This is a genomic window from Neorhizobium sp. LjRoot104 (assembly GCF_964253725.1).
Lineage (GTDB): Bacteria > Pseudomonadota > Alphaproteobacteria > Rhizobiales > Rhizobiaceae > Neorhizobium.
In genome coordinates this window covers 2,741,826-2,761,157 of the sequence record NZ_CAXURS020000001.1, presented here as the reverse complement: position 1 = coordinate 2,761,157, position 19,332 = coordinate 2,741,826, and the positions used below count along the sequence as shown (strand labels likewise).

The 19,332-nt window shown below is 63.2% G+C and carries 20 protein-coding genes and 1 other RNA gene; 15 read left to right on the top strand and 6 right to left on the bottom strand.

Translation table 11 applies throughout. From position 1 onward, the window contains the following. The first annotated feature begins 22 nt into the window (after window positions 1–22). From ACSQ8R_RS14085 to ACSQ8R_RS14045, 9 genes are all read left to right on the top strand, one after another. On the top strand, window positions 23–400 hold the full coding sequence (locus ACSQ8R_RS14085) for a cell division protein ZapA (protein ID WP_436253945.1): 378 nt from the start codon (window positions 23–25) through the stop codon (window positions 398–400). Window positions 401–465: 65 nt separating this feature from the next. Next, window positions 466–624: non-coding RNA, 6S RNA (gene ssrS / locus ACSQ8R_RS14080), on the top strand. A 169-nt stretch (window positions 625–793) separates the two neighbouring features. Then, complete coding sequence (locus ACSQ8R_RS14075) at window positions 794–2,602, top strand: diguanylate cyclase (protein WP_436253944.1); 1,809 nt, start codon at window positions 794–796, stop codon at window positions 2,600–2,602. Between the two features lie 144 nt (window positions 2,603–2,746). After that, a complete protein-coding gene (locus ACSQ8R_RS14070) occupies window positions 2,747–4,246 on the top strand; it encodes a sensor histidine kinase (protein ID WP_436253943.1) in 1,500 nt (499 codons plus the stop codon). Beyond that, window positions 4,243–4,686 carry a response regulator gene (locus ACSQ8R_RS14065; RefSeq protein ID WP_046607842.1) on the top strand — a complete coding sequence of 148 codons (444 nt, stop codon included), beginning with the start codon at window positions 4,243–4,245 and terminating at the stop codon, window positions 4,684–4,686. The genes ACSQ8R_RS14070 and ACSQ8R_RS14065 overlap by 4 nt, the downstream gene beginning before the upstream one ends. Window positions 4,687–4,695: 9 nt before the next feature. Further along, on the top strand, window positions 4,696–5,724 hold the full coding sequence (locus ACSQ8R_RS14060) for a sensor histidine kinase (RefSeq protein ID WP_436253942.1): 1,029 nt from the start codon (window positions 4,696–4,698) through the stop codon (window positions 5,722–5,724). Window positions 5,725–5,988: 264 nt separating this feature from the next. Next, window positions 5,989–7,272, top strand: a complete 1,284-nt coding sequence (locus tag ACSQ8R_RS14055; RefSeq protein ID WP_436253941.1) for a hemolysin family protein — start codon at window positions 5,989–5,991, stop codon at window positions 7,270–7,272. Next, complete coding sequence (locus tag ACSQ8R_RS14050; protein ID WP_436253940.1) at window positions 7,269–7,871, top strand: 5-formyltetrahydrofolate cyclo-ligase; 603 nt, start codon at window positions 7,269–7,271, stop codon at window positions 7,869–7,871. The genes ACSQ8R_RS14055 and ACSQ8R_RS14050 overlap by 4 nt, the downstream gene beginning before the upstream one ends. A 2-nt stretch (window positions 7,872–7,873) precedes the next feature. After that, entirely contained in the window at window positions 7,874–8,698 is an 825-nt protein-coding gene (locus tag ACSQ8R_RS14045) for a TIGR00282 family metallophosphoesterase (RefSeq protein ID WP_436253939.1), read from the top strand. 10 nt (window positions 8,699–8,708) lie between these two features. On the opposite strand, the gene ACSQ8R_RS14040 is transcribed toward ACSQ8R_RS14045, so the two are convergent. Next, complete coding sequence (locus ACSQ8R_RS14040) at window positions 8,709–9,035, bottom strand: HNH endonuclease (protein WP_436253938.1); 327 nt, start codon at window positions 9,033–9,035, stop codon at window positions 8,709–8,711. After that, window positions 9,032–9,628 carry a hypothetical protein gene (locus ACSQ8R_RS14035; protein ID WP_436253937.1) on the bottom strand — a complete coding sequence of 199 codons (597 nt, stop codon included), beginning with the start codon at window positions 9,626–9,628 and terminating at the stop codon, window positions 9,032–9,034. Before ACSQ8R_RS14035 ends, ACSQ8R_RS14040 begins: the two co-directional genes overlap by 4 nt. A gap of 174 nt (window positions 9,629–9,802) precedes the next feature. On the opposite strand from ACSQ8R_RS14035, the gene ACSQ8R_RS14030 reads away from it, so the two are divergent. Continuing rightward, window positions 9,803–11,761, top strand: coding sequence for a DEAD/DEAH box helicase (locus tag ACSQ8R_RS14030; protein ID WP_436253936.1), 1,959 nt, complete (start codon window positions 9,803–9,805; stop codon window positions 11,759–11,761). 201 nt (window positions 11,762–11,962) lie between these two features. On the opposite strand, the gene ACSQ8R_RS14025 is transcribed toward ACSQ8R_RS14030, so the two are convergent. Beyond that, complete coding sequence (locus ACSQ8R_RS14025) at window positions 11,963–12,694, bottom strand: dienelactone hydrolase family protein (protein ID WP_436253935.1); 732 nt, start codon at window positions 12,692–12,694, stop codon at window positions 11,963–11,965. A gap of 189 nt (window positions 12,695–12,883) precedes the next feature. Between ACSQ8R_RS14025 and ACSQ8R_RS14020 the strand changes: the two genes are divergently transcribed. Continuing rightward, complete coding sequence (locus ACSQ8R_RS14020; protein WP_436253934.1) at window positions 12,884–13,729, top strand: MBL fold metallo-hydrolase; 846 nt, start codon at window positions 12,884–12,886, stop codon at window positions 13,727–13,729. Window positions 13,730–13,753: 24 nt separating this feature from the next. On the opposite strand, the gene ACSQ8R_RS14015 is transcribed toward ACSQ8R_RS14020, so the two are convergent. Then, entirely contained in the window at window positions 13,754–14,266 is a 513-nt protein-coding gene (locus tag ACSQ8R_RS14015; RefSeq protein ID WP_436253933.1) for a pyridoxamine 5'-phosphate oxidase family protein, read from the bottom strand. Window positions 14,267–14,458: 192 nt separating this feature from the next. Between ACSQ8R_RS14015 and ACSQ8R_RS14010 the strand changes: the two genes are divergently transcribed. Beyond that, window positions 14,459–15,205, top strand: a complete 747-nt coding sequence (locus ACSQ8R_RS14010; RefSeq protein WP_436253932.1) for a YebC/PmpR family DNA-binding transcriptional regulator — start codon at window positions 14,459–14,461, stop codon at window positions 15,203–15,205. Window positions 15,206–15,367: 162 nt separating this feature from the next. On the opposite strand, the gene ACSQ8R_RS14005 is transcribed toward ACSQ8R_RS14010, so the two are convergent. Both ACSQ8R_RS14005 and ACSQ8R_RS14000 read right to left on the bottom strand, forming a co-directional pair. Further along, on the bottom strand, window positions 15,368–16,369 hold the full coding sequence (locus ACSQ8R_RS14005) for an LLM class flavin-dependent oxidoreductase (RefSeq protein ID WP_436253931.1): 1,002 nt from the start codon (window positions 16,367–16,369) through the stop codon (window positions 15,368–15,370). A gap of 128 nt (window positions 16,370–16,497) precedes the next feature. Continuing rightward, window positions 16,498–17,910, bottom strand: a complete 1,413-nt coding sequence (locus tag ACSQ8R_RS14000) for a methyl-accepting chemotaxis protein (protein WP_436253930.1) — start codon at window positions 17,908–17,910, stop codon at window positions 16,498–16,500. Window positions 17,911–18,102: 192 nt separating this feature from the next. On the opposite strand from ACSQ8R_RS14000, the gene ruvC reads away from it, so the two are divergent. From ruvC to ACSQ8R_RS13985, 3 genes are read left to right on the top strand one after another with little or no spacing between them, the layout of a single operon-like run. After that, the gene (gene ruvC / locus ACSQ8R_RS13995) at window positions 18,103–18,612 is read left to right on the top strand and encodes a crossover junction endodeoxyribonuclease RuvC (RefSeq protein ID WP_436253929.1); all 510 of its coding nucleotides are present in this window, start codon (window positions 18,103–18,105) and stop codon (window positions 18,610–18,612) included. A 55-nt stretch (window positions 18,613–18,667) separates the two neighbouring features. Then, window positions 18,668–18,928 carry an AbrB/MazE/SpoVT family DNA-binding domain-containing protein gene (locus tag ACSQ8R_RS13990; RefSeq protein ID WP_436253928.1) on the top strand — a complete coding sequence of 87 codons (261 nt, stop codon included), beginning with the start codon at window positions 18,668–18,670 and terminating at the stop codon, window positions 18,926–18,928. Continuing rightward, window positions 18,909–19,325: a type II toxin-antitoxin system VapC family toxin gene (locus ACSQ8R_RS13985; RefSeq protein ID WP_436253927.1), complete on the top strand. Its 417-nt coding sequence runs from the start codon at window positions 18,909–18,911 to the stop codon at window positions 19,323–19,325. Before ACSQ8R_RS13990 ends, ACSQ8R_RS13985 begins: the two co-directional genes overlap by 20 nt. Window positions 19,326–19,332: the final 7 nt, after the last annotated feature.

Sequence of the window (19,332 nt, the reverse complement as noted above, 5' to 3'; positions counted from 1 at the left end):
TGCAGGATCAAAAGGGAACGCCATGGCCCAGGTAACGGTGATGATCGACGGCAAGGCCTATCGCATGGCCTGCGAGGAAGGGCAGGAAGACCACCTGACCGAACTCGCCGACCGGTTCGACCGTTATGTCAGGCATCTCAAAGGCCAGTTCGGCGAGATCGGCGATCTGCGCATCACCGTCATGGCCGGCATCATGATCATGGACGAGCTTGCGGAGATGACCCGCAAGCTCGGCCTGCTCGAGGCGGAGGTCGCGTCGCTCAAGTCCAACCGCGACGGGGCGCTCGAAACCCAGCAGCGCAACGAGCAGCAGGTGGTATCGGCGCTCGGCGAACTCGCCTCCCGGCTCGATGGACTGACCGCTAAGCTCAACGGCCGGATGCCGGCCCAGGTGAACTGATCCAAAGTCGATAATAAAGGTTTTCCGCCACTGGTGCGGGCCGGCAATCGCACATATATTGCCGACGCGGTCTGCGCCTCACGACAGGAACCACAATCCCTGGGGCCATACTCGATCCAAAGGGAGCTGTCCCTGGCCAGGCCCGTGGGCTTGGACACACGGCGCCCACCTACGTTTGTAGGCACCCAGGATCGTAAACATCCATCGGTTGCCGTGGATCGCACCTCATCCTGCTCCGATTTCAGGCGTTTCCCCGACCGACCGGTTTCGCGCGGGCGGGTATATTTAATGAAACTCTAATTTATTTACCATGCCGCGGACTTGGCGCCGTGGGATCGCCGTTTGGGCGAGGCCCTTAATCCTCTTTTCAATCGACGGGCTTATGTTCCCGACATGCGCATCAACGAGATCACCAACTGGGCCTATGGCGTCACGGTCGTCCTGACCGTGCTGTCGGGTACTGCGTTCATGCTGTCGGCAAGGAGCGCCACCCAGGAGCGGATCGCCGTTGAGGAGCATCTTTCCCTCGATGAGCTTTCCGAGGGACTGGCGCTTGGCGCGGAGGTGCGCACGGATGAAGCCCGGCTTTACGTGATGCGTGGCGAGGACCGCCATCTCCAGGCGTTCCGGCGCAGGGAGGCCGAGGAGCAGGGGCTCGAACAGGCGATCAAGGGCATAAAGGCGCTCGGTGCCTCGGATGTCGAGCTGGCCGCGCTGGTCGAGGTCGCGCAGGATGCCGACGCTCTCGACCAGGTCGAGGAGGCGGCGGTCGCCGCCTACCGGAACGGCGACCGGGCCGGGGCGCAGGAGGCATTGTTCGGTCCCGAGCACGACCGCCTTCAGACCGGGCTCATCGAAGCCGTCACCCGCTTCCGCCAGCTGGTAAAGGCGCGCACCGAGGCTGCGGTCGTGCTTGCGCAGTCGCGCAGCGACTGGTGGGGTTTGGCGGCAAAGACGATGCTCGCCGTCACCGCGGCGCTTTTCCTCGGCGTCCTCTATTTCGTGCTCAAGCGCCGCGTCGCCATGCCGCTCACCCGCATGACCGGCATCGTCACGCGGCTCGCCCGGCAGGACTACGCCGTGGAAGTTCCGCTCGACCGTCGGCGGGACGAGATCGGCGAAATGAACCAGGCGATCCACATTTTTCGCGAAAACGGGCTGGAGCGCGATCGTCTCGACGCGGAACGGCGGGCCGACCAGCTGACCAAGGATCTCATTCTGCAGATGATGCACCGCCTGCAGGCCTGCCAGGCGCAGGGCGAGCTGGCGGATGTCGTCTCGCGCTTTGCGCCGCAGATATTCCCAAATCTCGCGGGCCAGCTCCATGTGCTGAACGACAGCCGGACGATGCTTGTCGAGATCGGCTCCTGGCTCGGCCCGAAGCTTTCGGCCGCGACCTTTCCGACCAGCGCTTGCTGGGGGTTGCGCCGCGGGCGGCCGCACCTGAGCAATCACGGCCATGGCGACATCCCTTGCCAGCATCTCGGTGAAAGCGACGTCGCCGGGCTCTGCATCCCTCTGACTGCGCAGGGCGATACGATCGGCCTTCTTTATTTCGAAGAGCGCCCCGACCACGAAATGGCGGCGGAAAGCTCCCGTCTCTATCTCGAACTGATCGCCGAGAATATCGGCCTTGCGGTCGCCAACCTGCAGCTCCGCGACCGGTTGACGAACCTTGCCGTGCGAGATGCGCTGACCGGCCTGTTCAACCGCCGCTGCCTCGACGAGACGCTGGCCCGTTATGCGCGCGACCAGGCCAGCCGGCCGCTCGCCTGCCTGATGATGGATATCGACCGGTTCAAGCGCTTCAACGACGAGTTCGGGCATGATTCGGGCGACATCGTCATGCAGTACGTGGCGCAGATGATGCTCGATGCCGTCGGCGAGGCAGGGACCTGCTATCGCTTCGGCGGCGAAGAGTTCACGATACTCCTGCCGGATGCGACTGAAACAGCGGCCTTCGGGCTCGCCGAACGGGTGAGGCAGAAGATCGCTACCACGCCGCTTTCGCATGGCGGTCGCATCCTCGGCCTCGTCTCCGTTTCGATCGGGGTTGCAGGCTCGCCCGCCGGGGGGGTGATATCGACGCTTGTCACTCGGGCGGACGCCGCCCTGCTGGAGGCCAAGGCCGGCGGTCGGAACCAGACCGTGCTTGCAGGCGCGGCGAAGCTTGCGGATCAGGGCAGCCGCAGCTCGGCTTGAATCCGGATCGGCGATAGAATGCCGCGGCGGCCAATATCCACTTCTGATCGGCCCATTCTTCAGCCTTTGCTTGACAACGGACGCCGCAGCGACAAGTTCTTGCCTCGCGTCCACTCGCCTCCCGTTCTCCTCGGCCGGTAATCCATGCCCTTTTCGAATTCCACCTTTGCCCGATCCTCGCTGCTGATGCTTGTGGTCGGGGCTGCTGTCCTCGTGGCGATCGTGCTGTCGTCATTTTTTCTCGCCCGCACGACGCAGGCCTATTTCCAGGACGTGGTGAAGCTGCGCGAGCTTCGAAGCGCCGCCTCCGATTTGCAGCTTTTCCTGCGCGCGGCCGAATCCGGCCAGCGAGGTTTCGTGCTGACGCAGGATCCTGAATTCCTGAAACCCTATACGAGCGCGAGTGCCGGCATCCCGCGATCGCGTGAGCGGCTGAAGACAGCCGCCGCCAATCTGGGCGAGGAGCAGGTCGCGTTTGCCGAACTCGATCCGCTGATCGACGACAAGCTCGCTGAAATGCAATCGACCGTGGAGATGGTGCAGAAGGGGAATGCGGTCGGAGCGATCGAAGTCATCCGGGGCGCCTATGGCCGGCAGCTGATGGAGGGCATCACCGCTATCCTCGGCAAGCTGATCCGCGACATGGACGGGCGGATCCAGACCGGGATCGGCGACCTCAACGATTCCGCTTCGGCGCTGCAATGGATCACCAATGGCGGCGGCCTGATGATCATCCTCGTCATCGGCGGCGCGATCGTGATCGTCAAGCAGCATGTCCACGAGCTTCAGCGTGCGCGGCTGGAGGTCGAGGAGCTCAATGCCGGGCTCGAGGAGCGCGTCAACGAGCGCTCCGAGGATCTGATCCAGGCCAATCGCGAGATCCAGCGTTACGCCTATATTGTCTCGCATGACCTGCGCGCGCCGCTGGTCAACATCATGGGTTTCACCAGCGAACTCGAAGCGACGCTGAAATCGATCAGCACCTATGTGCTGGCCGACGGGACGCCGCTTTCGGAAGCGGACGTGGCCGACGCCCGTGTCGCCGTCGAGCAGGATCTGCCGGAGGCCATCGCCTTCATCCGTTCATCCACCAAGAAAATGGACGGACTGATCAACGCGATCCTGAAGATTTCCCGCGACGGGCGGCGCGAACTGAAACCGGAGCGGATCGATCTCGGGGAACTGCTGGAAGCGACAGCCGCAAGCGTCTATCACCAGGTCAGCGAGGCGGGCGGCGAGGTGAATATATCGGTCGGCCAGGCCCGCGGCCTTATTACCGACCGATTTTCGATGGAACAGATTTTCGGCAACCTGTTTGACAACGCCGTCAAGTACAAGCATCCGGAGCGGCCTTTGACCCTTTCCGTCAAGGCAATGCCGATCGGCCGCGCTGCGATGCGAATAGAGGTTGCAGACAATGGCCGGGGCATCGCTCCGGAGGATCACGAGAGAGTTTTCGAGCTTTTCCGCCGCTCGGGCGTTCAGGACCAGCAAGGCGAGGGTATCGGCCTTGCGCATGTGCGTTCATTAGTCAGAAATTTAGGCGGGGAGATTACGGTCACGTCCACATTGGGCGGCGGGACGACGTTCGTCATCCGGCTGCCCACGGATTTGTCCCACTATGTCAGGAGTAACGGGTCATGAAGGCTGCCGGTAAAGAAGTCACCATCGTGATGATCGAGGACGATGAAGGCCATGCGCGCCTGATCGAGAAGAACGTCCGGCGCGCCGGCGTCAACAACGAGATCGTTCCGTTCACGAACGGTAATGCGGCTCTCGACTTCATCCTCGGCGCGGATCGGTCCGGAAACTCGAACCAGGATCGTCATCTGCTGATCCTTCTCGATCTCAACCTCCCGGATATGTCGGGTATTGACATCCTGGAGAAGGTGAAGTCCAACCCACATTCGAAGCGTCTGCCGGTGGTCATCCTCACGACCACGGACGATGAGCGGGAGATCCAGCGCTGCTACGATCTCGGTGCCAACGTCTACATTACCAAGCCGGTGGACTATGACAATTTTGCGCATGCCATCCGACAGCTCGGGCTGTTCTTTGCCGTGATGCAGATACCCGGACAATAACGAGACGCGATGCCGCAAACCATACTCTATGTCGATGACGACCTTGCGCTTGCCAGATTGGCGGAACGCCATTTCGGGCGGGCCGGCTATAAGGTTGTCCATGCGGTCAATGCGGCATCGGCAATGGAGGCGGTCGAAAAAGGCGGTATCGATGCTATCGTCCTCGATCACTATCTGAAGACCGAAACCGGGCTCGACATCCTCCACAAGCTCAAGGACCAGGGCTCGGCCATCCCGGTGATCTATGTCACCGGTTCCAGCGACGCGACGATCGCCATCGATGCGCTGAAGAGCGGTGCTTCCGACTACGTCATCAAGACGGTCGGCGAGGAGTTCTGGCCGTTGATGGAAAGCGCGATCGCGCAAGGGATCGCCAATGCCGAACTGCGGCGCGCCAAGGAAAAGGCCGAGCAGGAGATCCGCCTCGGCAAGGAACGCGCCGAGGTACTGCTCGCCGAGGTGAACCACCGGGTCGCCAACAGCCTGGCGCTGGTCGCGGCCCTCATCCGCCTGCAGGCATCGAGCAGCAAGAACGAGGACGTGAAGGCAGCGCTTTCCGAGACGCAGGCCCGCATCAGCGCCATCGCCGGCATGCATCGCAGCCTCTACACGTCGGACGACGTGCGGCATGTGGAGATGGACAAATATCTCGGCACGCTGGTGCGCGAGGTGCAGGGCTCCGTCAACGACGACCAGGGACCGTCGATCCGCCTCGACGCCGAACCGTTGTCGCTGACCTCGGACCGCGCAGTCTCTGTCGGAATGATCGTCACGGAACTGCTCACCAACGCGCTGAAATACGCCTATCCGGCCGGTGCCGAGGGCGAAGTGCGGGTGCTCCTCAAACGCCAGGACGAGGGCAGCGCACTTCTCGCCGTCGAGGACGACGGGATCGGCTGGCGCGAGGGCGATACGCCGAAGGGCACAGGGCTCGGCAGCCGTATCGTCAAGTCGATGGCCGCGACGCTTGGCTCGGCGATCCACTACGTGCCTTCTCCTTCCGGGACCCGCGCCGAACTGACGGTCAGCCTTCAGTAGGCGATGCACCAGGGACCGCGCCGTCTCTGCCACGATCCAAGCCCTTCATTTTGTTCCAACCATTGCAATGCCCGCATGGCGACCCTATGATTTCCGGGTGCGCGTGAAGGTGCATAGTTCCGAGAACCGGTCCCGGTTTTCCGAACTGTGCGCGAAACATTGCGGCAAAGCGCCTTTGGCGCGGCCGCATGGATGCGGGCCGTTCGTTAGGCGCGGCACATTCGTTCCGCGGGCAGGCATATTGTTCCAATCAAAGAGCTTCTCTTGTTAACCGAAATACTCATCGTCATTGCCCTCACCGTCCTGAACGGTGTCCTCGCGATGTCGGAACTTGCCGTCGTCTCCTCGCGTCCGGTGCGGCTGCGGATCATGGCCGAACAAGGCAACCGCGGCGCGGCAACCGCCATCCGGCTTGCGGAAGATCCCGGCCGCTTCCTCTCCTCGGTCCAGATCGGCATCACCCTCGTCGGCGTGCTGTCGGGCGCCTTCTCGGGCGCCACGCTGGGTGCGCGGCTGACCGCCTGGCTCGAAATGCAGGGCATGGCCGAAAATCTTGCCGACTGGCTCGGCGTCGGCACCGTCGTCGTCATCATCACCTACCTGTCGCTGATCGTCGGCGAACTGGTGCCGAAGCAGATCGCGCTGCGCGCGCCGGAGGCAGTTGCCGCCCGTGTCGCTCCGGCGATGAAACTGCTGGCCACGATCGGCGCGCCGATCGTCTGGTTCCTCGATATTTCCGGCCGGCTGGTGCTGACCCTGCTCGGCCAGAGGGGCGAGCAGGGCGATCGGGTCACCGACGAGGAAATCCGTACAGTGCTTGCCGAGGCCCAGAGCGCCGGCGTGATCGAGACGGAAGAATCGGCAATGATCTCCGGCGTCATGCGGCTTGCCGACCGCACCGCGCGCGGCCTGATGACGCCGCGCCGCGATGTCGAGGTCATCGATATCGAAGACAATTCGGACGAGATCCGCGAGCAGCTGCGCGCCACGCAACGCTCCCGCCTGCCGATCCGCAACGGCAGTTCGGACGAGATCATGGGCACGCTGTTCGTCAAGGACGCCTATGACTTCATCGCCGGCGGAAAGACGCTCGATATCCGCGGCATCATGCGCGAGGCGCCCGTCGTCTCGGACCTGACCGGCGCGCTCGACGTCATCCAGGCGCTTCGCCGGGCGCCCGCACACATGGTGCTGGTCTATGACGAATATGGCCATTTCGAAGGCATCATCACTTCGGGCGACATCCTCGAGGCGATTACCGGCGTCTTCCAGGAGGAAGAGGACGAAGAACCTGCGATCGTTGCGCGCGATGACGGTTCGTTCCTGATCGCCGGCTGGATGCCTGTCGACGAATTCGCCGACCAGATGGGCTTTTCGCTCGGGGACGACCCGGGCTACGAGACTGTCGCGGGCTTCGTGCTCGACGAGATGAAGCGCCTGCCGGAACTCGGTGAAAGTTTCACCAAGAACGGCTGGACCTTCGAGGTCATCGATCTCGACGGCCGCCGCATCGACAAGCTTCTGGTCAAGCGGTCGGACAAGGCATGATAAACGTCTCGAAGACCAAAGCGGAGCTTCGCGCCGGGCGGCTTGCCGCGCGGGACGCGATTCCACCGGTCGAGCGTATCGAGAAGAGCCTTGCCATCGCGTCGCATGGGGTAGAGGCAATCGATCTCGACGCCGGCGCGATCGTTTCGGGTTTCCTGCCGATCCGCTCGGAAGTCGATGTGCGGCCGCTTATGGCGCATCTGCGAGATCGCAGCGCGCGGCTCTGCGTGCCGGTCATCCTCGACAAGAAGACGATCATCTTCCGCGAACTGGTGCGCGGCGCCGAACTGGTGGCGGGTGTGTTCGGCACGTTCGGGCCGGGGCCGGAAGCAGCCGAACTCGAGCCGCAGGTGATGCTGGTGCCGCTGTCGGCCTACGATGCGGCGGGGCACCGGATCGGTTATGGCGGCGGGTATTACGACCGGGCGATCCACCGCCTGCAGCAAAAAGGCCTGAACCCGAAGCTGATCGGGATTGCCTTCGACTGCCAGGAAGTGGCATCAGTTCCCGTTGAACCTCATGATATCAGACTAGACGCTGTCCTGACGGAGAGCGGTTACCGGTCCTTCGAAGATATGGGCCGCGCACAGATTGGATAAGTATGCGCCTTTTGTTCCTGGGTGACATGGTGGGCAAGACCGGCCGCGTGGCGGTCTGGGAAAAGCTGCCGGGCCTCGTCGCCGACCTGAAGCTCGATTTCGTCATCGTCAACGGCGAGAATGCCGCCGGCGGCTTCGGCATTACCGAGGACATCTTTCTGGAGACGATCAATGCCGGCGCCGACGTGGTGACGACCGGCAACCATGTCTGGGACCAGAAGGAGGCGGTGGCTTTCGCCGGCCGACACGAGCAGTTCCTGCGGCCCGCCAATTATCCCGCCGGCACGCCGGGCAAGGGATCGGGCATTTACTACGCCCGCAACGGCGCGCGCATCCTGGTCGCCAACATCATGGGCCGGGTGTTCATGCATCCCGAACTCGACGACCCGTTCAAGAGCGCCGAGGCGATCCTTGCCGCTGCACCCTTGAAGGAACAGGCGGACGCGATCATCTTCGACTTCCATGCGGAAGCGACCAGCGAGAAGCAGTGCTTCGGGCATTTCGTCGATGGCCGCGCCAGCCTCGTCGTCGGCACTCACACACATGTCCCAACCGCCGACTGCCAGATCCTCAACGGCGGCACCGGCTACATGTCGGATGCCGGCATGTGCGGCGACTACGACAGTTCGCTCGGCATGGACAAGGAAGAACCGCTCAACCGCTTCATCTCGAAAATGCCGAAGGGCCGTTTCGAGGCGGCGAGCGGACCCGCAACCATCTGCGGCCTCGGCATCGAGATTTCCGATACGACAGGGTTGGCGGAGAAGATCGAGCCGCTGAGGATGGGGCCGCGGCTTGCTGAAACCATACCGTCGTTCTGGCGGTGAGGCTTTAGCATCACCGACGGCGGTTGCTGCGCTTCGTGCCGTCGTAGAAACCAGGTGGCTTCTTCGCGACCCAATTCACGAATTTGGTGATCTCGGAATGGTCGAGAAGCGCCTCGATCGTCGAGTATGACTTTTCGAGCTCCGCCTCCGTGAACAGTGCGTGGATTTGCCTGTGGCAGATACGGTGGAGAAATTGCGTGGCGCGCCCGCCTCGGCTCTTGGGGACAAGATGGTGTTCATCGCGCTGATCCTCGGGGATCAGCCGGCCGCAAAGGGGGCATATTTCAGGCTCGGGCTGCTGATACCACGAGACGACGTCCTGCTTTTGCTTTCTCATCGTCCTTTACTGGCCATCCACTTCTCGAATTCTGCGGTCGTCCTCACGGCATTATCCAATACCGCCTCATAGACAAGCGCGCTCGGGGCCGGCTTGCCGCCCTTTGGCGCGTTGGTGGCAAGTTCGGCCTTGATGACGAGGATCGTTTCCCGAACCTCGTCGGTCAAGCGGGGCAGAAGCGTCTTGAGGTGTCTGAGGTCCGGCTGGCGGTCAGGTTCGTCGATGAACCAGATGTCGAAATTCCAGTCCTCGCCCTTTTCCGTCCCGTAGGTGAGGCCAAGATAGAGGCCGTCGGGGTAGTTCTGCGGTTCGGCGTTCCAGAAGCCGCTGTCGTTGCGATAGCGCAGGGCGCCGGCGCGGCTGTCGAGCATCAGTTCGGCGGCGATCTCGGCGACGGTTTTGCGGGTGGCGGGGTCGAGCCTCTGGCAGATGACGGTGATGTCGATGTCGCGGCGGACCATCAGGCCGAGCGCGGAGCTTCCGACCCGGACCGGATTGCCGGCGGTGCTCAGCAGGGTGTCGAGATCCAGGACGCCGATGATCACATCGGCCTCGGCCTGCAGTTCCGCCTGCTTCTCCAGAATGCCCGACATGGCCCTCTCCGTCCGCTGAGAAGGGTTACGTCCGGCATCGCAGGGCCGGCGTCAAGCTTCGGCAAGACATGCGCTTTGACATTTGCCCTGCAAATAAGTAGGAACGGCGCAAGTTCGGCTGCGAGTGTTGCGGCCACAGCGCCTTGCGCGCGACAATCCGAAAGACAGATTTAGATGACCGACTACAACGGCGCCGTTCCGGCGATCGCCAAGGCATTGGCGAAACGGGGCTATGTTACGCTGACCCCCGTCCAGAAATCCATGCTCGACCCGGCTCTCACCTTTTCCGATGCGCTGGTCTCGGCGCAGACCGGCTCGGGCAAGACCGTCGCCTTCGGCCTTGCGATTGCACCGACCCTGCTCGGCGACGCGGAGAAGTTCGGCCCGGCGCGGCAGCCTCTGGCGCTCGTCATCGCCCCGACCCGCGAATTGGCGATGCAGGTCACCCGCGAGCTGGAATGGCTCTACGAGATGACCGGCGCGGTCATCACCAGCTGCGTCGGCGGCATGGATATCCGCAGCGAACGGCGTGCGCTGGAGCGCGGCGCCCACATCGTCGTCGGCACGCCCGGCCGTCTCTGCGACCATATCCGCCGCAACGCGCTCGACATGTCGGAGCTCAAGGTCGCCGTGCTCGACGAGGCGGACGAGATGCTCGATCTCGGCTTCCGCGAAGACCTGGAATTCATCCTGGAATCGGCGCCGGACGACCGCCGCACCCTTATGTTCTCGGCAACCGTGCCGGCGGCGATCGCCAAGCTCGCCAAGAGCTATCAGCGCGACGCGGTCCGCATCGCGACCTCGGCCGAAGAAAAGCAGCATGTCGATATCGAATATCGCGCGCTCGCCGTCGCTTCCGCCGACCGTGAAAACGCGATCATCAACGTGCTCCGGTATTACGAAGCCACCAATGCGATCGTGTTCTGCTCGACCCGTGCGGCCGTCAACCACCTGACGGCGCGGTTCAACAACCGCAATTTCTCGGTCGTGGCGCTCTCCGGCGAACTGACCCAGAACGAACGCACCCACGCGCTGCAGGCGATGCGCGACGGACGTGCCCGCGTCTGCATCGCCACCGACGTCGCCGCCCGCGGTATCGATCTGCCGGGTCTCGACCTCGTCATCCATGCCGACCTGCCGAGCAATCCGGAAACGCTGCTCCACCGCAGCGGTCGTACCGGCCGCGCCGGCCGCAAGGGCATCAGCGCGCTGATCGTGCCGGTCAATGCCCGTCGCAAGGCCGAGCGACTGCTCGGCGGCGCCGGCATTTCCGCCACCTGGGCCCGTCCGCCGTCTGCCGAAGAGGTGATGCGCCGCGACGACGAGCGTCTGCTGGCCGATCCGATCTTTGCCGAAAAGCCGCGCGAGGAAGAACAGGATCTGATCGCAAAGCTGGTCGAGAGCCATGGCGCGGAAAAGCTGGCTTCCGCCTTCGTCAATCTCTACCGCACCAAATATTCGGCACCCGAGGACCTGATCGAGATTTCGGTGCAGCAGGATGCGCGCAAGCCGCGCGAGCGGGCTGGCGAGCAGGGCGATTTCCCGATGACCCCGCGCCCGTCGCGAGACGAGTTCGGCCCGGCTGTGTGGTTCTCGCTGTCGGTCGGCCGCAAGCAGAATGCCGAGCCGCGCTGGCTGATCCCGATGCTCTGCCGCAACGGCAACGTCACCAAGCGCGAGATCGGTGCGATCAAGATGCAGCAGGAGGAAACGTTCGTCGAGATCGCCGCCGATCACGCCGACGCCTTCATGCAGGCGGTCGGCAAGGAGAAGGCGCTGGAGCGCGGCATCCGCGTCACCCGGCTGAACGGCGCCCCGGACCTCAGCCGTCCCGCACCGGCCAAGCCCTATGCCAAAAAGTCCTACGAAGACCGTCCGAAGGAGCCTCACGGCGACGACTGGGCGAAGGGCAAGCCGAGGAAGAACGCGTCCAACGCGACCGGTCCGGGTGGCCCCAGGGCGGTCGAACCGCGTGGCGAGGGAAAGCCTTTCAACAAGGATTCCAAACCCTTCAACAAGGATGCCAAGCCATTCCGCAAGGAGGGCCAGCCCTTCAAGAAAGACGACAAGCCTTTCAAGAAGAAGGACAAGCCGAAACTGGCCAACAGCAGCAATTTCGAGCGCCGGAAGTAGTCTGGAAGGTGAGCGCGGTATCGGGCGAGCCCAATGCCGCCAAGTCCCGCGTCCCCCTCGACGTCATCCTTGGGCTTGTCCCAGGGATCTGGTGCGCCTCGATAAAGTCTGGCGGCGGATGCTCGGCACAGGGCCGAGCATGGCGAATGGGGTGGGTGACGGGCCCCAGAAGGGCGGCGCGAAGCCGCCCCCCTTTGTCGTTCAGAGAGTTTCTTCGAACAGGGTCAGCAAGCGCTTGAAGTGTCGTTCGGAACCGCTCTTGTCGTAGACATTGTGGTCCGGCACCGTCCAGCCATGCGCCATGCCGACATAGTTCTCGACCGCATGATCGACGCCGCCGACGCGAAAGGCTTCGGCGAAGCGGGCGGACTGTTCAGGCGGAAAACTGTTGTCTATGCCGGCGACGCCAACATAGATGCGTGCCTTGATCCTGTCGGCCAGCCGATGGGGGCTGTCTTCGGCCTCGCTTGCGAGATTGCCGCCGTGGAAGCTCGCCGCCGCCTTGATGCGTTCCGGATAGTGAGCCGCCGCGGTGATTGCGCGTGCGCCGCCCATGCAGTACCCGACCGTTCCGATCGCGCCAGTGATGCCTTCGGCCTCCAGCGCTGCGATGAAAGCAGCGCCGTCCTGCGCCGTCAGTTCCTGGGTGGCTGCCTGCATCATCGCCCTGATCCGGGTCTTGGAGGCTTCCTCGCTGAAGGCTGTCTTCGCGTTGAACGGACCATATTCGCCGGAGCGGTAATAGAGATCGGGAACCAGCACGATGTAACCGGCATCGGCAATCCGCTGGCCCATCCAGTGGAGCGCTTCGCGCGGGCCGAAGGCGTCCATGTAGAGGATGACGCCCTTGGTCGTCGCCGCGCCGTTTTCCGGCTTGACGACGGCAGCCTTGGCCGTTCCGTCCCGGGTCTCGATTGCGATGTCGTGCTTCATGGAAAATCCTTTTGCGCTTCCGATCCGGCTGCTGGCGGGCGCTGCCGATAGTTTTCAATAATCAATTCCCTGACCTCGACCAATGACAGAATTGTGAGACGGGCCACGGCGATTGCGGCTGGACCGGTCTTTCGCGTTGCCGCATGTTTTCGCCGGGAATGAGCATGAACGCAGTTCTTTGGGATCAGCATGATGCTACGGGCTCTCGCACTCGGTCTTTCCGGCCTCCTCCTGTCCGCCTTTGCCGCGTTCGCGCAGGATGGCCTGCCTATCAGCCAGTGCCAGGCGATCGCCCAGAAGCTGCCCGGCGTCACCTTCGCGAGCTTCAACCCCTCGGGCTTGCAGTTCGCCCAGGCGAACAAGTCCTTGACCATGGCCGAGCGGGAGGAAGTGAAGATCACCTTTGTCGGCCATTCGACCTATTTTATCGAGACGCCGGAGGGGATCGGCATCGCCACCGACTATAGCGGCGCCTATCGGCCGTCGCGCCTGCCGGACGTGGCAACGATGAACAAGGCGCATACCACCCATTTTACGCTCAACCCCGATCCCGGCATCAAGCATGTGCTGCACGGCTGGAGCGACGTGCCGGGTGAGAAGGTCCAGCACAGGCTGATGCTGGGGGATGTCTATATCCGCAACGTCATGTCGGACATTCGCAACTGGGGCGGCGGGATCGAGGAAAACGGCAATTCGATCTTCATCTTCGAAGTCGCCGGCCTCTGCATCGGTCATCTCGGCCACCTGCATTTCGAGCTGAACGAGGCGCAATATACCGAGATCGGCCGCCTCGACATCCTGATGGTGCCGGTCGATGGCGGCCTGACGATGGGTGCGGACAGCATGAGCCGGGTGGTGCAGCGGTTGCGCTCATCGCTGATCCTGCCGATGCATCGCTGGGGGCCGCCGCTCGACAATTTCATCGCCATGTTCGACGCGAAGTTCGACATAGCCTATGCCAGGGAGCCGACCATCCGGGTCTCGATGCGCAGCCTGCCGAAAAAGCCGACGATTTTGGTGCCGCAGGGGCTTTGACCCCTGCGGCCTGATGATCCGGGTCTAGTGGAACTGCGGGAAGGCGAGGTGCTGCTTGACGCCGACATCCGGCATCTTCTCGTCCTTCAGGTTGGCCTTGGCGATCTCCCAGCCGAATTTCAGCGTGCTGTCGGTGGAGGCCCAGATTTCCGCGTCCTCGACCCGGAAGGCGAGTAGGGTCAGAAGTGGGTCCTCCTTGCCGTGCTCGAACCAGGCCGAGGTCACGGCGCTCCAGTATTCGTCGATCTTGGCGCGGTCGTTGCGGACTTCCAGCGTGCCGGACAGGCAGGCGTGGTAATCATGGTTCTTGCCGACGACGCAGAAATGGGCACGGCTGCCGGCGCGGATGGCGCGCACCAGATCGGTGTCGGCCTTGGTGAAGAACCAGATCGTGCTCGATTTGGGATCGGCATTCGGCGCCATCGGCTGGAAATGCATGTGCGCCCCCTCGATGCCGAGCATGCCGGCATGGATTTTGCTGATCTCGTCCCAGAGCTGGCGTTCGGGCGCTTCGCGGGCTTCGGTAAGGCTTGCCATGGATTGTCTCCTTTGCGGTTGGTCTGGGTGACAAACGGCAAGGCCCTGGCTTTGTTCCTGGTCTTGTTCGGCGGTGCAGCGTCAGGAAAAGCCCCGCCTTGAACTGGAATGCCCTTGAACGGCTTGGGCTTCGAAATTATAAGGCGCCATTCCAGAACGAGTTCCAGAACAAGCTAAAGTGTCAGGGGTGCCATGGCTGGCCATTCACAGTTCAAAAACATCATGCACCGCAAGGGCAAGCAGGATTCGATCCGGTCGAAGATGTTTTCCAAGCTTGCGCGCGAAATCACCGTCGCTGCCAAGACGGGTCTGCCTGACCCGACCATGAACGCGGCACTGCGGCTGGCGATCCAGAACGCCAAGGCGCAGTCGATGCCAAAGGACAATATCGACCGGGCGATCAAGAAGGCTGCCGGCGCGGACGCGGAAAACTATGATTCCGTCCGTTACGAGGGTTACGGCCCGGGCGGCACCGCCGTCATCGTCGAGGCGCTGACCGACAACCGCAACCGCACGGCCTCCAACGTCCGCTCGATCTTCACCAAGGCGGGCGGCGTACTCGGCGAAACCGGATCGGTTTCCTTCTCCTTCGATCACGTCGGCGAAATCACCTACAAGGCGAGCGTCGGCGATGCGGACAAGGTGATGGAAGCGGCGATCGAGGCCGGCGCCGACGACGTGACCACCGACGAGGAAGGCCACACGATCATCTGCGCCTTCGAAAGCCTCGGCGAAGTGTCGAAGGCGCTCGAAGCAACGCTCGGCCAGGCCGAGACCGTCAAGGTGATCTGGCGGCCGCAGAACACGATCGAGGTGGACGAGGAGAAGGCTCAGTCGCTGCTGAAGCTGATCGACAACCTGGAAGACGACGACGACGTGCAGAGCGTCTATTCGAACTTCGAGGTTTCCGAAGAGGTCATGGCCAAGCTTTCGGCCTGAGATCGATCCTGCCCCTCACCCTAGCCCTCTCCCCGCAAGCGGGGCGAGGGGACGTGCCCCGCGAGACCTCGGATGAGGGGGGAATGGCGCGGCATATGTCCTTCTCCCCGCGAGCGGGGAGAAGGTGCCGGCAGGCGGATGAGGGGCGCCAATCGGCCGCCTTCAGGCCTTCACCTTTTCCATCATCGGCAGCGTCGCGAACAGTTCGACCGAGCGCAGCCGTGCATCGACATCGTGGATCGGCATCGAGACGATCAGTTCGTCGGCGCCGGTTTCCTCCAGGAATTCCCTGAGCTTTGCCTCGACGGTTGCGACGGAGCCGACCGCTGCGTAACGCAGCGTGTGCTCGACGTTCATCTTTTCCATCGGCGTCCAGAAACCTTCCATGCTGTCGACGGGCTTCGGGAAGCGGGTGCGGACGTTCTTGCGAAGGTTGACGAACTGCTGCTGCGACGAGGTGAAATGGCGCTCAGCCTCGGCATCCGTTTCCGCCGCGACGCCCATGACGCCGACCATCATGTACGGTTTGTCGAGCTGGAGGGACGGCTGGAAACGGTCGCGGTAGATCGAGATCGCTTCCATCAGCATGTCAGGCGCGAAATGCGAGGCAAACGCATAGGGCAGGCCGAGGGCGGCCGCGAGATGGGCGCTGTAGACGCTCGATCCGAGCAGCCAGATCGGCACATGCGAATCCATGCCCGGGGTGGCGAGCAGGCCCTGGTCCTTTTCGGGCGTGCCGAGCAGGCGCTGCAGTTCGAGAATGTCGTGCGGAAAACTCTCGGCGCCGGCATCGAGATTGCGGCGCAGCGCGCTTGCGGTGCGCATGTCGGTCCCCGGCGCCCGGCCGAGGCCGAGATCGACGCGGCCTGGCAGCAGCGCTTCCAGCGTGCCGAACTGTTCGGCAATGACGAGCGGCGAATGGTTGGGCAGCATGATGCCGCCTGAGCCGACGCGGATGGTCTTGGTGGCGGCGCCGACATGGCCGATGACGATCGCGGTTGCGGCGCTGGCAATGCCCGGCATGCCGTGGTGCTCGGCGAGCCAGACGCGTTTGTAGCCCTGCTCCTCTGCCTTGATCGCCAGGCGGCGGGACTGGTCGAGCGCATCGCTGACGGAATAACCTTCACCGACGGGTGAAAGGTCAAGAATGGAAAACGGGATCATCGGAACGTCCTGAAGGCGGAATATGACAGGGTGTTCCACTTATCTAGGCAGTCCCGTCCAGAAATACGACCCTGCGGCCAACGGAAAAACAAACGCCGGATAGGTCCGGGCGTGTGGCCCCTCCGGCTTCACGACTTGACAAGGCGCAGGTGCGAGCCGGGTTTCGCGGGTTTGAGGCTTTCCGGGACCGTCACCCCTCCCGCGTTGAGGATCGTGATGGGCGTGAATCGCCCTGCATGATGGTCGATCGCGCCGATATCCCGGTTCATGCGGCCGAGCTTTGCCGTCAGCGCATCCAGGGCGCCGACCTGGTCGCGGCCCGCCTTGGTAAGCGTCATCATCGTGGTCCTGACGGCTGCGACCGTTTCGATCTCCTTGCCGGAGCTTGCCGCAAGTGCCGCGACGTGAGCGTGCAAGGCATCCGCGTAGATCGTCATCGCATCCAGTTCTCCGCCCGCCTTTTCAACAGACCTGCCGCCGAGTTCGGCCGCTTCCGCCGACCTTCGGGACAGGCCGGAGATCTCCTTGGCCGCCTCGGCGGCCCGCTCGGCAAGCCCGCGGATTTCCTCGGCCACGGTCTTGAAGCCGGCCTCGGCGTCACCCGGACGGGCCGCTTCGATGCCGGCGTTGAGCGCCAGCATATTGGCCTGGAAGGCGATCTCGCGGATTGTCGCCGTGGCGGGCTCGATCTCGAGCGATGCCTTGCGGATGGCCTCCATCGCCACCGTTGCGGCTTGCATCATCTCCTTCGGCGGACGCATGTCGAGCCGGGCGTTGTTGGCGATTTCGGCCGCGTGCCGGGCCTGTATCTTTCGCTCCCTCAGCGTTTCGGCCAGCTTCCCGACATCCGCGGCCGCCTTGGCGATGGTTGCCGTCAGCCGGCCCCCGGCCTCTGCGGTTCTGGTGATTTCGTCGCGAGCCTCGGAGCAGTCAGTGTGAAGGCCGTGGGCGCAGCTGCCGATCATTCCGAGCACGTCTTCCAGAATGGTCAGGGCATGGTTGAAATCCGCCCGCAGGCCCTCGTATCTTTCGGGAAACGGCATCTCGATCCGGACGGTGAGATCGCCGACCGCGAGCCGCCGCAGGCCGCCGTCGAGAGCTTCGACCACCGTCCTCAGGCCCTGTGCCTCATCTGCGGCCGCCTCAAGGTCGCCCATGCGGGCGTCCGCCGCGTCCGTCTCCTGCCGCTCAAGCGCTTCTTCGTCCTCGACGAGGCGGGTGAGATGATTGCGGCAAAGCTGCTCCAGCGCCCGGGAGATCGAGCCGATCTCATCGGTGCGCCCCAGATGTTCACGGGGCACACCCGTGTTGCCGGCGGCGATCTCAGAAGCAGTCCCGGCGATGTCTCGCAGCGGATTGATGAGCGTGCCGGCAAGGGAGATCGTGACGAGGGTCAGGATGATCAGCGATGCAGCGATGCCGAACGTCTCGAAGAGCGTCAGCTCGTCGGCAATATAAAGGAAGAGCCCCGCGAAAATCCCGTTCTGTGCCAGAACAAGCCCGATCACCTTCAGGGACAGGGAATGACGTCTGCCTATCATGGGCCGTCTCCTCACATTGCGTCCAAGCCGCGATCTGCAACGCACGAGGGGCAAAGGCGTTGCCAAACGGTACGCTGAAACGAGGCGAACCTTCCCGACATGGTTAGTCAAAGGTTAACGGAGGTTCGGGCTCGTTTTCGGTTTGTTCACATTCTCGTGGCACTGATCAGGGCATCAGGATAGGGTATGGGCATGACAGGCACGATTCGCATCATCGGCATCGATCCGGGGCTTCGGCGCACCGGCTGGGGTATCATCGAGACGCTCGGCAACAGCCTGCGCTTCGTCGCCTCCGGCACCGTGACCTCCGATGGTGACATGGACCTCGCCTCCCGCCTCTGCCAGTTGCATGACGGGCTGGCGGAAGTGGTGCATGCCTACCAGCCGCACGAGGCGGCCGTCGAGCAGACTTTCGTCAACAAGGACGCGGTCGCCACTCTCAAGCTTGGCCAGGCAAGGGGCGTGGTCATGCTGGTGCCGGCGCGGGCCGGGCTGCCGGTTGCTGAATACGCGCCGAACGCCGTCAAGAAATCGGTGATCGGGGTCGGCCACGGCGAAAAGCAGCAGATTCACATGATGCTGAAAATCCTGATGCCGAAGGCGGAGTTCAAGGGCAATGACGCCGCCGACGCGCTGGCGATTGCCATCTGCCACGCCCATAACCGGGGTGGCCATCGCATGCGAGCCGCCTTGGCCGGCTAGTTTGTTCTTGACTTGTTCTGGTTGAGCGGATTAGTAATACCGCAGAGGTATTACCATGCGCGTCACCGAAAAAGGCCAGGTTACGATCCCCAAGGAAATCCGCGACCGATTGAAGATCGGGCCGGGGTCGGAGGTGGATTTCGTGGTTGATGAAGACGGCGTAAGGCTGGTCAGGCTCGATGACGGCAGACAGGACTTCAAGAGCTTCGAGGAATGGGCGGACAGCGTCAAGGGCACCTGGGATCTCGGCGGCATGACGGCCGACGAATATATCGATTGGCTTCGGGGCCCGCGCGATGACCTCGACCGTCGTTGATACCAATGTCCTCATCGACATGCTCGGGCCTGCCTCGCCATCCCGGACATGGTCGCACGCCGCGCTGAAACGATGCGCGGAAGAGGGCGAGCTCATCCTTAATCCAGTCATCTGGTCGGAACTGGCTGCATCGCCGCTCAGCGAGCTCGAGATTACCCTGGCATTCGGCTGGCTCGGCATGAAGCGGGAGCCCCTGTCCTATGGCGCTGCGTTCCAGGCGGGCAAGGCGCATTTCTCATACCGCAGGGCCGGTGGGCTGCGGGAACGAACGCTTCCCGATTTCCTGATCGGCGCCCATGCGCTGGTGCGGTCGCATCGTCTGCTGACCCGCGATGCGGCCCGGTACCGCGCCTATTTTCCTGCGCTCGACATCATCTCCCCCGAAACCCATCCCTGACGGACAT